At 76.7% G+C, this 12,242-nt stretch carries 15 protein-coding genes; 12 read left to right on the forward strand and 3 right to left on the reverse strand.

From position 1 onward, the window contains the following. The first annotated feature begins 5 nt into the window (after positions 1-5). The 9 genes from PGN05_RS04100 to PGN05_RS04140 all read left to right on the forward strand — a co-directional run bounded on the left by PGN05_RS04100 (position 6) and on the right by PGN05_RS04140 (position 8,103). Complete coding sequence (locus tag PGN05_RS04100; RefSeq protein WP_419751444.1) at positions 6-140, forward strand: DUF2382 domain-containing protein; 135 nt, start codon at positions 6-8, stop codon at positions 138-140. A gap of 189 nt (positions 141-329) precedes the next feature. Continuing rightward, positions 330-1,355 (forward strand): 3-oxoacyl-ACP synthase III, encoded by a 1,026-nt coding sequence (locus tag PGN05_RS04105; protein WP_419751249.1) that lies wholly within the window; start codon positions 330-332, stop codon positions 1,353-1,355. Continuing rightward, positions 1,352-3,937: an alpha/beta fold hydrolase gene (locus tag PGN05_RS04110; RefSeq protein WP_419751250.1), complete on the forward strand. Its 2,586-nt coding sequence runs from the start codon at positions 1,352-1,354 to the stop codon at positions 3,935-3,937. Before PGN05_RS04105 ends, PGN05_RS04110 begins: the two co-directional genes overlap by 4 nt. Before the next feature lie 8 nt (positions 3,938-3,945). Then, complete coding sequence (locus PGN05_RS04115; RefSeq protein ID WP_419751251.1) at positions 3,946-4,902, forward strand: NAD-dependent epimerase/dehydratase family protein; 957 nt, start codon at positions 3,946-3,948, stop codon at positions 4,900-4,902. 127 nt (positions 4,903-5,029) lie between these two features. Beyond that, positions 5,030-5,458 (forward strand): hypothetical protein, encoded by a 429-nt coding sequence (locus PGN05_RS04120; protein ID WP_419751252.1) that lies wholly within the window; start codon positions 5,030-5,032, stop codon positions 5,456-5,458. 85 nt (positions 5,459-5,543) lie between these two features. Beyond that, positions 5,544-6,044: a DUF2505 domain-containing protein gene (locus tag PGN05_RS04125; RefSeq protein WP_419751253.1), complete on the forward strand. Its 501-nt coding sequence runs from the start codon at positions 5,544-5,546 to the stop codon at positions 6,042-6,044. 82 nt (positions 6,045-6,126) lie between these two features. Continuing rightward, positions 6,127-7,413, forward strand: a complete 1,287-nt coding sequence (locus PGN05_RS04130) for a serine/threonine-protein kinase (protein ID WP_419751254.1) — start codon at positions 6,127-6,129, stop codon at positions 7,411-7,413. Positions 7,414-7,456: 43 nt separating this feature from the next. Further along, positions 7,457-7,585, forward strand: a complete 129-nt coding sequence (locus PGN05_RS04135) for a hypothetical protein (protein ID WP_419751255.1) — start codon at positions 7,457-7,459, stop codon at positions 7,583-7,585. 11 nt (positions 7,586-7,596) lie between these two features. Continuing rightward, positions 7,597-8,103 carry a mycothiol transferase gene (locus PGN05_RS04140; RefSeq protein ID WP_419751256.1) on the forward strand — a complete coding sequence of 169 codons (507 nt, stop codon included), beginning with the start codon at positions 7,597-7,599 and terminating at the stop codon, positions 8,101-8,103. Positions 8,104-8,107: 4 nt separating this feature from the next. Here the strand turns inward: PGN05_RS04140 and PGN05_RS04145 are convergent, their stop codons facing one another. Continuing rightward, on the reverse strand, positions 8,108-9,139 hold the full coding sequence (locus tag PGN05_RS04145; protein ID WP_419751257.1) for an ion channel: 1,032 nt from the start codon (positions 9,137-9,139) through the stop codon (positions 8,108-8,110). Positions 9,140-9,241: 102 nt separating this feature from the next. Between PGN05_RS04145 and PGN05_RS04150 the strand changes: the two genes are divergently transcribed. Further along, positions 9,242-10,429 (forward strand): acyl-CoA dehydrogenase family protein, encoded by a 1,188-nt coding sequence (locus PGN05_RS04150; RefSeq protein WP_419751258.1) that lies wholly within the window; start codon positions 9,242-9,244, stop codon positions 10,427-10,429. 24 nt (positions 10,430-10,453) lie between these two features. Here the strand turns inward: PGN05_RS04150 and PGN05_RS04155 are convergent, their stop codons facing one another. Further along, the gene (locus PGN05_RS04155) at positions 10,454-10,714 is read right to left on the reverse strand and encodes a hypothetical protein (RefSeq protein ID WP_419751259.1); all 261 of its coding nucleotides are present in this window, start codon (positions 10,712-10,714) and stop codon (positions 10,454-10,456) included. 119 nt (positions 10,715-10,833) lie between these two features. Here PGN05_RS04155 and PGN05_RS04160 point away from each other — a divergent pair, with 119 nt between their 5' ends. After that, positions 10,834-11,418 (forward strand): hemerythrin domain-containing protein, encoded by a 585-nt coding sequence (locus tag PGN05_RS04160; protein WP_419751260.1) that lies wholly within the window; start codon positions 10,834-10,836, stop codon positions 11,416-11,418. A 58-nt stretch (positions 11,419-11,476) separates the two neighbouring features. Next, positions 11,477-11,788 carry a hypothetical protein gene (locus tag PGN05_RS04165; RefSeq protein ID WP_419751261.1) on the forward strand — a complete coding sequence of 104 codons (312 nt, stop codon included), beginning with the start codon at positions 11,477-11,479 and terminating at the stop codon, positions 11,786-11,788. 3 nt (positions 11,789-11,791) lie between these two features. On the opposite strand, the gene PGN05_RS04170 is transcribed toward PGN05_RS04165, so the two are convergent. Continuing rightward, positions 11,792-12,238 (reverse strand): MarR family winged helix-turn-helix transcriptional regulator, encoded by a 447-nt coding sequence (locus tag PGN05_RS04170; RefSeq protein ID WP_419751262.1) that lies wholly within the window; start codon positions 12,236-12,238, stop codon positions 11,792-11,794. Positions 12,239-12,242 lie beyond the last annotated feature (4 nt).

A 12,242-nucleotide genomic window follows, 5' to 3' on the forward strand; every position in this document is an offset into this window, starting at 1 on the left:
CCGTCGTGGCCAAGGAGGCCGTGCCCGTCGAGCGCGTGCGCCTGGACACCGAGACGGTGACCGACACCGAGACCGTCTCCGCCGACGTCCGCAAGGAGCAGGTCGAGTTCGACGACACCACCCGGACCGACCGCCGCTGATCCTCGCGGGCGGGGGTCCGGGGCCGACACGGCCCCGGGCCCCCGCCGCGCGTCGGGCACGCGGACGCCGACCACTCGGACGGGCCCGTCCGCGGCACGGGAATACCGCCGCGTGGGTCGGGTACGTGCCGCCGCCTTAGGCTTGCACGCTCGTCCCCGGCGGGCCCTCCCGAAGACTGGATCCCTGGCATGAGCGGAAACGCAGCACACCACTTCACCAACACGGCCGTCCTGGCCGTCCAGACGGTGGACGCCACGCAGGTGGTGACCTCGGACGCGCTGGACGACCAGCTCGCCGACACCTACCGGCGGGTGGGGCTGCGTCCCGGACTGCTCGAGCGGCTCGCCGGCATCCGGGAGCGCCGCTGGTGGAGCGAGGGGGTCACCTTCATCGACGGCGCCGCCACGGCCGGAGCCAAGGCCATCAGCGAGAGCGGCGTCGACCCCGGGGACATCGGCCTGATGATCAACACCTCGGTCAGCCGCCGCTACCTGGAGCCCTCGACCGCCGTGGCGGTGCACCACGCGCTGGGCCTGCCCCGGTCCTGCCAGAACTTCGACGTCACCAACGCCTGCCTCGGCTTCGTGAACGGGATGGAGCTGGCCGCGGCGATGATCGACGCCGGCCGCATCGACCACGCCCTCATCGTCAACGGGGAGAACTGCCAGGTCGTCCAGGAGAAGACCATCGAGCGGCTGAACCGCCCCGAGACCGTGGCGCGCGACGTGCTGTCGCAGTTCGCCACCCTGACGCTGGGGTCCGGCGCGGTGGCGATGGTCCTCGGCCGGGCCGACCGGCACCCCGAGGGACACCGCATGGTCGGCTCGGTGAGCCGGGCGGGCACCGAGCACCACGAGCTGTGCACCGGCGACAACGACGAGATGCACACCGACCTCAAGGGCCTCCTGGACGCCGGGCTGGCACTGTCGATGGACATGTGGCACGAGGCGGCGGAGTCCTTCGACTGGGCGCGGGGCATGGACCGCTACGTCATGCACCAGGTCTCCAAGGTGCACACCCAGGCGATGTGCGACCGCTTCTCGGTCGACCCCGACCTCGTTCCGAGGACCTTCCCCACCCGCGGCAACCTCGGGCCGGCGTCGGTCCCCTTCACGCTGGCCGGCGAGCAGGACTCGCTGACCGACGGCGACCGCGTCCTGCTCATGGGGATCGGCTCGGGCCTCAACGCGGCCTGCCTCGAGATCGAGTGGTGACGGCGCACGAGGCGACGTCCGCCCCGCCGGCGCTCCCCGGCCTGGACCCGGCGTGGTCGCGCCGGCTGACCGTCGCCGACGCGGCCGGCGTCGAGCACTCGTGGCACGTCCTGGACAACGGGGTGCAGAACCCGGTCGGGACGCTGCTGTGCGTGCACGGCAACCCCACCTGGTCCTACCTGTGGCGCCGGCTCGTGGCCGATCCGCCGGCCGGCTGGCGGGTGATCGCGCCGGACCAGCTCGGCATGGGCTGGTCCGAGCGGCTGCCCGGGCCGCGCTCGCTGCGGCAGCGGGTCGCCGACCTCGGGGACCTCACGGCCGCGCTGGACCTGACCGGTCCGGTGGTCACCGTCGGGCACGACTGGGGCGGCATCATCTCGCTGGGCTGGGCCCTGCAGCACCGGGCGGACCTGCGCGGCGTCGTCCTCGCCAACACCGCGGTGGCCATGCCCGACGGCGACCGCGGGCCGGCCCTCATCCGCCTGGCGAACGCTCCGGGCGTCCGGGCCACGGTCACGGTCGGCACGCCGGTCTTCGTCCGCGCGACGACGGCGCTGTCCCGGCCGGCGCTGCCGGCCGAGGTGCGCCGGGCCTTCGCCGCCCCGTACCGGTCCGCGTCCCGCCGGCGCTCGGTGGGCGACTTCGTCGCCGACATCCCCTTCGCCGCCGGGCACCCGTCCCGGCCCGCGCAGGCGGAGATCGCGGAGGGCATCCGGGCGCTGGACGTCCCCGCCCTGCTGCTGTGGGGCCCGCGCGACCCGGTCTTCGGCGAGCGCTACCTCGCCGACCTGCGCGACCGGCTGCCGCACGCGGACCTGCACCGCTACGAGGGCGCCTCCCACCTGCTCCCCGAGGACGCGCCGCAGTACGCCGAGGTGGTCGGCCGCTGGGTGGCCGACCTGGGTGCCGGCCGGCCGCCGCGGAACCGCCCCGGCACGGAGTCGGACGGCCCCCGGCCGCTCTGGGCGGCGCTCGCCGAGCGCGCCGCGGACCTCTCCCCCGCGATCGTCGAGGTCGGCGGGCGCACGGTGAGCTGGGCCGACCTGCACCGCCGCGTCGAGGACCTCGCCGCCGGGCTGACCGCCGCGGGGGTGCGCGCCGGCTCCCGGGTCGCGCTCCTCGTGGAGCCCTCGGCCGACCTCACCGCCGCCGTCTACGCCGTGTGGCGGGCCGGCGCGGTGATCGTGGTGGCGGACAAGGGGCTGGGCCTCGCCGGGATGCGCCGCGCCCTGCGCAGCGCGGCGGTCGACTCCGTCATCGGCAGCCCCCGCGGGCTGGCCGCCGCCCGCCTCATGGGCCTGCCCGGCACCCGGATGGGAACGGGGCGGCCGGCCCCGGCCGCGCGCCGCGCCCTGGGCGTGACGCACACCCTCGACGAGCTGGAGCGCCTCGGCCGCTCCGCCGGGCCTCCGGCCGCCCCGCCGGGCGACGGCGACTGCGCGGTCCTGTTCACCTCCGGCGCCACCGGCCCGGCCAAGGGTGTCGTCTACACCCGGCGGCAGGCCGCCGCCCAGCTGGAGCTGGTGCGGTCGACGTACCGCCTGGCGGCCGAGGACCGGCTGGTGGCCGCCTTCGCGCCGTTCGCGATCCTCGGCCCCGGGCTGGGCATCGGCTCGGCGGTGCCCGACGTGGACGTCACCGCGCCGGGCTCCCTGACCGCGCCCGCCCTGGCCGACGCCGTCGCCGCCGTCGACGGGACCGTCGTCTTCGCCTCCCCCGCCGCGCTGCGCCGGGTGGTGGCCACCGCCGCCGACCTGACCGACGCCCAGCGGGCCGCCCTGCGCGGCGTCCGGCTGGTCATGTCGGCCGGCGCGCCCGTGCCGGCCGCCCTGCTCGACGCGCTGCGCTCGGTGCTGCCGGAGGCCGAGGCGCACACGCCGTACGGGATGACCGAGGCCCTGCCGGTCACCGACGTCTCCGCGACCGAGGTCGCGGCCGCCGGCCCCGGCGAGGGGGTCTGCGTCGGCCGGCCCCTGCCCGGGGTCGAGGTCCGCGTGAGCCCGCTGGACGAGCGCGGCGGCGCGGACGCCCCGCTGACGGCACAGCCCGACGTTCCCGGTGAGGTCTGCGTGCGCGCCGCGCACGTGAAGGACCGCTACGACGCCCTCTGGGCCACCGAGCGGGCGGCCGCGAGGAACCCGGGCTGGCACCGCACGGGCGACGTCGGCCACCTCGACGCGCAGGGCCGGCTCTGGGTGGAGGGCCGGCTGCCGCACGTGGTCACCACCGCCGCCGGCCCGGTGACGCCGGTCGGGATCGAGCAGCGGGTCGAGGCGCTGGACGGGGTCGCCGCGGCGGCCGCCGTCGGGGTCGGCCCGCCGGGCGCCCAGGTCGTGGCGGTCGTCGTCGTCCTGTCCGGGACCGAGCGCCGGGCCCGGATGGCGGTGGCCCCGCCGGACCTCGCCGACGCCGTCCGCGCCGCCGCCGGGATCGACGTGGCCGCGGTCCTCGTCGCCCGCCGGCTCCCGGTCGACGTCCGGCACCAGTCGAAGGTCGACCGGGCCGAGGTCGCCCGCACCGCCGCCCGGTTCCTCGCCGGCGCCCGCACGTCCCTGCGCCGAGGGCGGACGCCGGCCCCGTGAGGATCCTGGTGACCGGGGCCAGCGGGATGCTCGGGCGGGCCACGGCCCAGGCGCTGCTCGCCGGCGGCGACGAGGTGACGGTGCTGCAGCGCCGGCCGGCCGGGCTCCCCTGCCGCGAGGTGCTGGGCGACGTCGCCGACCCGGCCGCGGTGGCCCGCGCGGTCCGCGGGCAGGACGCCGTGCTGCACCTGGCCGCCAAGGTCGACGTCACCGGCCCCTGGTCCGACTACGCACGGGCCAACATCGAGGGCACCCGCACCGTGGTCGCGGCCTGCCGGACCGCCGGCGTCGCCCGGCTCGTGCACGTCTCCTCGCCGTCGGTCGCCCACGCCGGAGCCGCGCTGACCGGCGCCGGAGCCGACCCGGCCGACCCGGCGCGGGCGCGGGGGCACTACTCCCGCTCCAAGGCCGTGGCCGAGCGGGAGGCGCTCGCCGCGGACTCGGCGGCGCTGGCGGTGCTCGCCGTCCGCCCGCACCTGGTGTGGGGCCCCGGCGATCCCCAGCTGGTCGAACGGATCGTGGCGCGCGCCCGCGCCGGACGGCTGCCGGTGGTCGGGACCGGCGGGGCCCTCGTCGACACGACCTACGTCGACAACGCCGCGGCCGCGCTCGTCGCCGCCGTCCACGCGTGCGGACCGGTGCACGGCGAGGCGCTGGTGGTCAGCAACGGCGAGCCGCGACCGGTCGGCGAGGTGATCGCCCGGCTGTGCCGGGCGGCCGGGGTCCCGGAGCCGACCCGCTCCGTGCCGCTCCCCGCGGCCTGGCTGGCGGGCGCGGTCTGCGAGGCGGCGTGGGCGGTGACCCGGCGGAGCACGACACCGCCCCTGACCCGCTTCCTCGCCGGCCAGCTCGGCACCGCGCACTGGTTCGACCAGCGCCGCACGCGGGCCGCTCTCGGGTGGCGGCCGCAGGTGAGCCTGGCGGAGGGCTTCGCCCGCCTGGCGGAGGACTACGCCGCGCGGTGACCCGTGCGGGCCGTGCCCGCCTCGACCCGCCGCGGGGACAAGCACCCTTGACACGTCGCTCCGGTGTCAAGCACCCTTGTCGTGTCAAGGTCGCTTGACCACCCCGCGCTCCCCGAGGAGATCCGCCATGCCGACCGATGGACGCACCCGCACGCGGACGCCGCTGGCCGTCGGCGCCGTCCTCGCCGCGGTGGCCCTCGTCCTGGCCACCGGGCTGCTGCTGCGCGAGCACGGCCCCGGGGACATGGGGCTCGGTGTGCTGCAGGGCGGCGCGGTGGGGCTGGTCGCCGCGGCCGTCATGGGGTGGCGGGTGCGCCGGCGTCCGGACCGCGCGACCACGTTCGAGCGGGCGTGGACCCAGGCCGGCGACGAGCGGGACGACGCCCTCCTCACCCGCGCCCTCGCCGTCCTCGGCCTGCTCGCCCTGCCGCTGACCGGGGTCGCGGCGGTGGCGATCGGGTTCGGCGCCGCGGTGGAGGTGGTGCTGGCCCTGCTGCTGTTCGCCGAGGTCGCGGTCGGCGCGATCGCGTTCGCGGTCCTCAGCCGCCGGATGTGACCCCGGAGCAGCGTTCCGCGCACCGGCGACGGGGTCCCGGATCGCCCCGACGGGCGGGCCGCGCCGCGGCGGCGCAGGATGCGGCGTGTCCATCGACCACACCGCCACGTTCCCGGCCGGCCCCGACGACGTCCTCGCCGTCCTGACCGACGAGGGGTTCCTGCGCGACTGCGTGACCGCGCTGGGCGCCCGGCTGGAGAGCATCGAGAGCACCGAGCAGGACGACGGACCCGAGACGACCGTCCGGCTGCTGGCGCCCACCACCGGCATCCCCCCGGTGTTCAGCCGCTTCGTCGGCCGCGAGGTGGCCGTCGTGGACCGGCGCACCTGGACCGCCGGCTCCGACGGCGGGCACTCCGGCGTCGTGCACGTCGGCGCCCAGGTGTTCGGGCGGACGGCGGTGGTCCGCGGCGAGCGGCGGCTGGCCGCGACCGCCGACGGCACCCGGTCGACGGTCACCGGCGAGGCGGAGGTCGACGCGCCGCTGGTCGGCCGGCAGGTCGAGGCCGCCGTCCGCCAGCTGGCGCTGGTCGTGCTGCGCCGCGAGGACGAGGTGCTGCGGCGGTGGCTGGGCGACCCCTCGTAGGCGCCCCCACGCAGAGCCGGCCGGGCCGCACGGGAGCCCGCTCGGGGCCGCGCAGCCGCCTCCCGCGGCGTACCGTCCGCCCATGACCGCGCAGCCGGCGCAGCCCGCGCAGCCCGCGCCGCCCGACCGCCGGGTCGGCGGCCGCTACACCCTGCGCGAGGTGCTGGGCCGCGGCGGCATGGGCGTCGTGTGGCTGGCCACCGACGAGAAGCTGCAGCGGCCGGTCGCCGTCAAGGAGGTCACCTTCGCGCTGCACCTGTCGGAGGAGGAGCGCCGGGTGCTGCGGGAGCGCACGCTGCGCGAGGCCCGCACCGCCGCCCGCCTCGACCACCCGTGCGTGACCGCCGTCTACGACGTCGTCGAGGAGGACGACCGGCCCTGGCTGGTCATGGAGCACGTGGAGTCGTGCAGCCTGCAGCAGATCGTCGACAAGCAGGGGCCGCTGCCCTGGGCGGCGGTGGCCCGGATCGCGCTCGACGTGCTCGCGGGCCTGGAGGCCGCCCACCGCGCCGGGATCGTGCACCGCGACGTCAAGCCGGCCAACGTCCTGGTCGCCCCCGACGGGCGGGCCTGCCTCACCGACTTCGGGATCGCCACCGCCACGGGCGACCCCACGATCACCACGACCGGCGCCATCATCGGCTCGCCGTCCTACATGGCCCCCGAGCGGGCCAACGGCGAGCAGCCGCAGCCGCCGGTGGACCTGTGGTCGCTGGGCGCGACGCTCTACACGGCCGTCGAGGGCCGGCTGGCGTTCTCCCGCGGCGAGCCGATGGCCACCCTGATGGCCGTGGTCACCGAGGAGCCGGCGCCGCCGACCCACGCCGGTCCGCTCGAACCGGTGCTGCGCGGGCTGCTGACCAAGGACCCCGCCCACCGCGCCACGGCCGAGCAGGCCCGCCGGATGCTGGAGGAGGCGCTGGCCGGTGCCGGTGTCGACCAGCCCTGGACGCCGCCGGCCCGCACCCCGGCCCCCGCCTCGCCGCCCTCCGCCGCCGCCGACGGCAGCCGGGTGGCGCGGTTCGACGCCGACGACCTCAAGGCCCTGGCCGCGGCGTCGGCCACCGCCCTGGGCACGGTGGCCCGGGACGCCCGCGACCAGGCACGCTACCTGCGCGAGCGGCGACGGGAACGGCGCGGCAGCGCCGCCCACCCGCCGGAGCCGTCCGTGGTGGCCGCCGGCGCCGGCCGGGAGCCGGCCCCGCGACCGGCTCCCCGGCAGCCGGCGCCGGTCGCCGGGTCGACGCCGCGGCGCCGGCGGTTCAAGCGCCGCTGGGTGGTCGTCCCGGTCCTCGTGACGCTGCTGCTCGTGCTCGCGGCGATCGGCGGCCTGGTCGCCCTCGCCGGGTACGCCCTCGGCTGGTTCTGAGCCAGGAGCGGCGCCGCCGGCCGAACTGCGGCACGCTCGCGGCATGACCACCCCGGACGAGGAGCGGCCGCAGCCGCGGGACATCGCGCTCGAGCAGGCGACCCCCGAGCAGGCCGCCGACCTCGAGGCCCAGAGCGAGCCGGCGGCCGACCGCCCCGGCTCGCCCTCGTAGCGGAGGCCCCCGTGCAGAGCCGGGACCTCCTCCGCTACGCCTACGACCAGATCGCCGAGACCTTCCGCGGCACCGTCGAGGGGCTCGGCGCCGACGACCTGGCCCGCCAGGTGGCGCCGGACGCCAACCCCATCGGCTGGCTGGCCTGGCACCTGCTGCGCGTGCAGGACGACCACGTGGCCGACGTCGCCGGCACCGAGCAGGTGTGGACCGCCGACGGCTGGGCCGGCCGGTTCGGACTCCCGGTCGACGACGCCGCCACCGGCTACGGGATGAGCAGCGCGGAGGTCGCCGCCGTCCGCGTGCCCTCCGCCGACCTGCTGCTCGGCTACGCCGAGGCGGTCTCCGCCCGGACGGCGGAGTTCCTGAGCGGGCTCTCCGACGACGACCTCGACCGCGTCGTCGACACCCGGTGGGACCCGCCGGTGACCCTCGGCGTCCGGCTGGTCAGCGTGCTCTCCGACGACCTGCAGCACCTCGGGCAGGCGGCGTACCTGCGGGGACTGCTCGGAGCCTGACCGCTCAGCGGGCCGGCCGCAACCGGCCGGGCTCGATGCGGCGTCCGGCGACGTAGTACAGCGTCGAGCCCTCCGGCACAGGCGTGTCCCAGCCCGGGCTCACCACCAGCCCGCCCTCGCCGCGCAGGGCGAGCACGGTGGCCCCGAACGTGCGGCCGAACCACGTCTGGCACTCGCCGAACGTGGCGTGCGGGAAGCCGGCCGGCACCCGCGTGGAGTAGGTGTTGCCGTGCCCGCCGCTGGTCATCAGGTCGTTGTAGACCTGCGCGATGCCCGGGTCGTTGGCCTCCTCGGTGAGCAGGAACGGCATGTGCCACTGCACCGCCTGCACCTCGGGGTGGACGTAGCGCAGCGTCCCGAGCCGGCCCAGGTCGCGCAGCGCCACGACCAGGTGGATGCCGGGGTTGGCGTGGGCCACGGCCAGCGCGACGGCCAGCGCCTCGTTGTCGTCGCGGACGTCGACCACCGCCGTCCGGGCACGGTCGACCGCCGCCCGCCGCATGACGTCCTCCGACGTCAGGTCCCCGCGCACGAACCCGACGTCCGGCAGCTCGGGCAGCGGGTCCTCGGTGACCTCGTCCCAGGCGCACAGCACCACCTGCACGCCGCGCTCGTCGGCGAGCTCGCCGATGATCCGCGCGGAGCGGCCGGGCGCGTACCCGAGCAGGACGACGTGTCCGGCGAGGTCCAGGGTGACCAGCCCCCTCATTCTCTTGCCCTTCACCGACTGCAGCGCGGCGGCCAGCGAGGTGAAGAGCAGGGTGAGCGTGACGATGCCGCCGACGATGACGTACGCGCCGACCAGCCGGCCGCCCAGCGTCTCCGGGAAGACGTCGCCGTAGCCGACCGTCGCCGAGGTGACGGCGAAGTACCACCAGTACGTGCCGGGGTCGGCGATGTCGCTGCCGGCCGGCTCCACCAGCGCCATCGCCAGCCAGCTGCTGAGGAACACGACGACGGCGACGGCGAGCGGCAGCCGCCAGCCGCGCAGCCGCAGGCGCAGCAGCCGCGCGACCCGCGCGATGAAGAACGGCACCCGACCTCCCCGACGGCGACCCGGGGCAACCTAGCCGACCCCGCGCGGCCGCGGCGCCGCCCCGCCGCGCGGCCCGGTCGCCCCCGCCGTAGCGTCCGCCCGGTGAGTGGGACCAGCCCCGACTTCTACGCCCTGGACGAGCTCCTCCGGCCCGAGGAGATCGAGCTGCGCGACCGGGTGCGCGCGTTCTGCGCGCGCGAGGTGACCCCGCGGATCAACGAGTACTGGGAGCGCGCCGAGTTCCCGTTCGAGCTGGTGCCGCGGATCGCCGAGCTCGGCATCGCCGGCGGCACCGTGCAGGGCTACGGCTCCCCCGGGATGAGCGCCGTCGCGGCCGGGCTGGTGGCCGCGGAGTGGGCGCGGGCCGACGGCAGCATCGGCACCTTCTACGGCGTGCACAGCTTCCTGGCGATGCAGTCGATCGCGCTGCTGGGCTCGGAGGAGCAGCGGCAGCGCTGGTTGCCGGCCATGGCGCGGATGGAGCGCATCGGCGCCTTCGCCCTCACCGAGCCGCGGCACGGCTCCGACGCGGTCGCCCTGGAGACCTCCGCCCGCCGCGACGGCGACTGCTACGTGCTCGACGGCCAGAAGAAGTGGATCGGCAACGGGACGATCGCCGACCACGTGCTGGTCTGGGCCCGAGGCGAGGACGGCGCCGTGGGCGGATACGTCGTCGACCAGGGGACGCCGGGCTTCCAGGCCACCATCATGACCGGCAAGACGGCGCTGCGGGCGGTCTGGCAGGCCGAGATCACCCTGACCGGCGTCCGGGTGCCGGCGGAGAACCGGCTGGCCCACTGCGCCTCGTTCCGGGACGTCTCCGCCGTCCTCGACCGGACCCGGTACACCGTCGCCTGGCGCGCGCTCGGGCTGGCGACGGCGTCCTACGAGCTGGCGCTGGCCCACGCGCTGCGCCGGGAGCAGTTCGGCTCCCCCATCGCCGGGTACCAGCTGGTGCAGGACAAGCTCGCGCGGATGCTGGCCGAGATCACCGCCATGCAGCTCATGTGCTGGCGGCTGTCCACGCTCGCCGACGCCGGTCGCATGACCGCGGCCATGGCGTCCCTGGCGAAGATGAACCACGCCGCCAAGGCCCGGGCCATCGTCGCCGACGCCCGCGACATCCTGGGCGGCGACGGGATCCTCCTCGAGCACCACGTGGCCCGCCACCACGCGGACATGGAGGCGGTCTTCACGTTCGAGGGCACCGACTCGGTGCAGTCGCTCATCGTCGGCCGTGAGATCACCGGCCTCTCGGCGATCAGCGGCCGCCGTCCCGAGCGCGGCTGACCGGCGGCGGGAGGGTCGCGGCGGTCAGCCGACGGCGCTGAGCGCCTGGCCGACGCCGGTCAGCCGGCGGCACTCGGGGCAGGCGGTGCGGCCGGCGCCCACGCGCCCCCAGTCCTGCGACCCCCACACCTGCACGATCGCGCCGCAGGCGGCCAGCTCGACCTCGCCGTCCAGCTCGGCCGGCGGGCGGTGCGCCTCGACGGCGTGCCACGGGTGCCGCTGCTCGGTCGGCCGGCCCGGCGACCAGCGGTCGGGGCGGGCGAAACCCACGGCGTAGGACTCCACGGTCTCCCTGTGCCCGTGATCACACGCTCGAAACAACCCGGCCGGGGAAAGCGGAACGGGGGTGTGCCGCCTGGCGCGCCGGGGAAAGCCGGGAGGACGCCGGACCGAGGAGGACAGCCGTGACCCAGACCCAGCGCGACGTGGTGGAGCTGCTCACCGCCGACCACCGCGAGTTCGACCGCATCTTCACCCAGCTGGAGGGCCTGCTGGGGCGCACCGGACCGGAGGACCTGCAGCGCAAGCGGGAACTGGTCGACGAGGTGACGATCGGCCTGGTCAAGCACTCGGTGGCCGAGGAGACCCGGGTCTACCCCCGGGTGCTCGAGCAGGTGGACCGGGAGGAGGCCGAGCACGCCAAGCACGAGCACGCCGAGGCCGAGGAGACCATGAAGCGGCTCGAGCGGATGGACCCCGACGATCCGCAGTTCGACACCGAGGTGCAGACGCTGATCCGCGAGATCCGCTCCCACGTCGAGCACGAGGAGTCCCGGATGTTCACCGAGCTCCGCGCGACGTTCGGCCGCGACGAGCTGGTGCAGATGGCGGCGGACGTCGAGCGGGTGAAGGCCATCGCGCCGACGCGGGCACACCCCCTGACGCCCAACGAGGGCGCGGTGCGGGCGGTGGCCGGCCCGGTCGCCAGCCTCCTGGACCACCTGCGCGACGCCGTCAGCGGCCGGGGGAAGAAGTCCGACGGCGGGTGACCGGAGCGCCGCCTCCCGCGTTACCGTCGGGAGGGCACGACGCGGGAGGAGCGCACCGGTGGAACCTGTCAGCCTGATCGTCGGTGCGGTGCTGCTCGGCGTCGGCTTCCTGAGCGGCCGGCTGAGCCGGCGGACCCGGGCGGCCGCCGCTCCGGCGCTGCCCGCCCCGCTGTGCGGCTGCGGCCACACGCTCAGCCAGCACGACACCGAGACCAACACCTGCTACGCCGAGCTGCGCCGGGACACCTTCGACAAGCGGGGCCGCTGGTCGGGTCACCAGTGGGTGCCGTGCACCTGCCGGCAGTACGTCGGGCCGCGCCCGATCGACGAGGTGTTCATGCCGCGGCTGCTGCCGCCCAGCACCGACTGAGGGTCAGGCCGGCTCGAAGCCGGTCAGCGCGCGGGCGAGGGCGGCGACGCGGTCGGCGCCCAGCACGGCCGCCAGGCCGTCCTCGTGCGCCCGCACCAGCGCCTCCAGCCGGGCCAGCCGGGTGCGCCCGCGGGCCGAGAGGTGCACCCGGACCCGGCGGCCGTCGTCGGGGTCGGGCAGCCGGTAGGCCTCCGCGCCGTCGACCAGCCCGTCGACGAGCCGGGTCAGGGTGGGGGCCGGCAGCGACAGCGCGACGCCCAGCTCCCCCATCGACCGCCCCGGCCCGGCGGCCAGGCAGCGCATCAGCCGGAAGACGTCGAGGGTCGCGCCGTCCTCGGCCAGCGCCCCCGCCACGCCGCGGGCCACGCGGCGCTGGGCCACGGTCAGCAGCTCCACCAGCGAGGCGGCGCGATCGGTGCCCGCGCGGCTCGCCTGCTGCTCGACGACCATGGCC

Source organism: Geodermatophilus sp. CPCC 206100 (assembly GCF_048569675.1).
In the GTDB taxonomy this organism is placed as follows: Bacteria; Actinomycetota; Actinomycetes; order Mycobacteriales; family Geodermatophilaceae; genus Geodermatophilus.

Bases quoted from the DNA above. Each gene is read 5' to 3' on its own strand.
- PGN05_RS04135 (WP_419751255.1), top strand. From the start codon at position 7,457: ATGACCACCCCGGACGAGGAGCGGCCGCAGCCGCGGGACATCGCGCTC.
- PGN05_RS04170 (WP_419751262.1), bottom strand. From the start codon at position 12,238: ATGGTCGTCGAGCAGCAGGCGAGCCGCGCGGGCACCGATCGCGCCGCC.
- PGN05_RS04120 (WP_419751252.1), top strand. From the start codon at position 5,030: ATGCCGACCGATGGACGCACCCGCACGCGGACGCCGCTGGCCGTCGGC.
- PGN05_RS04130 (WP_419751254.1), top strand. From the start codon at position 6,127: ATGACCGCGCAGCCGGCGCAGCCCGCGCAGCCCGCGCCGCCCGACCGC.
- PGN05_RS04105 (WP_419751249.1), top strand. From the start codon at position 330: ATGAGCGGAAACGCAGCACACCACTTCACCAACACGGCCGTCCTGGCC.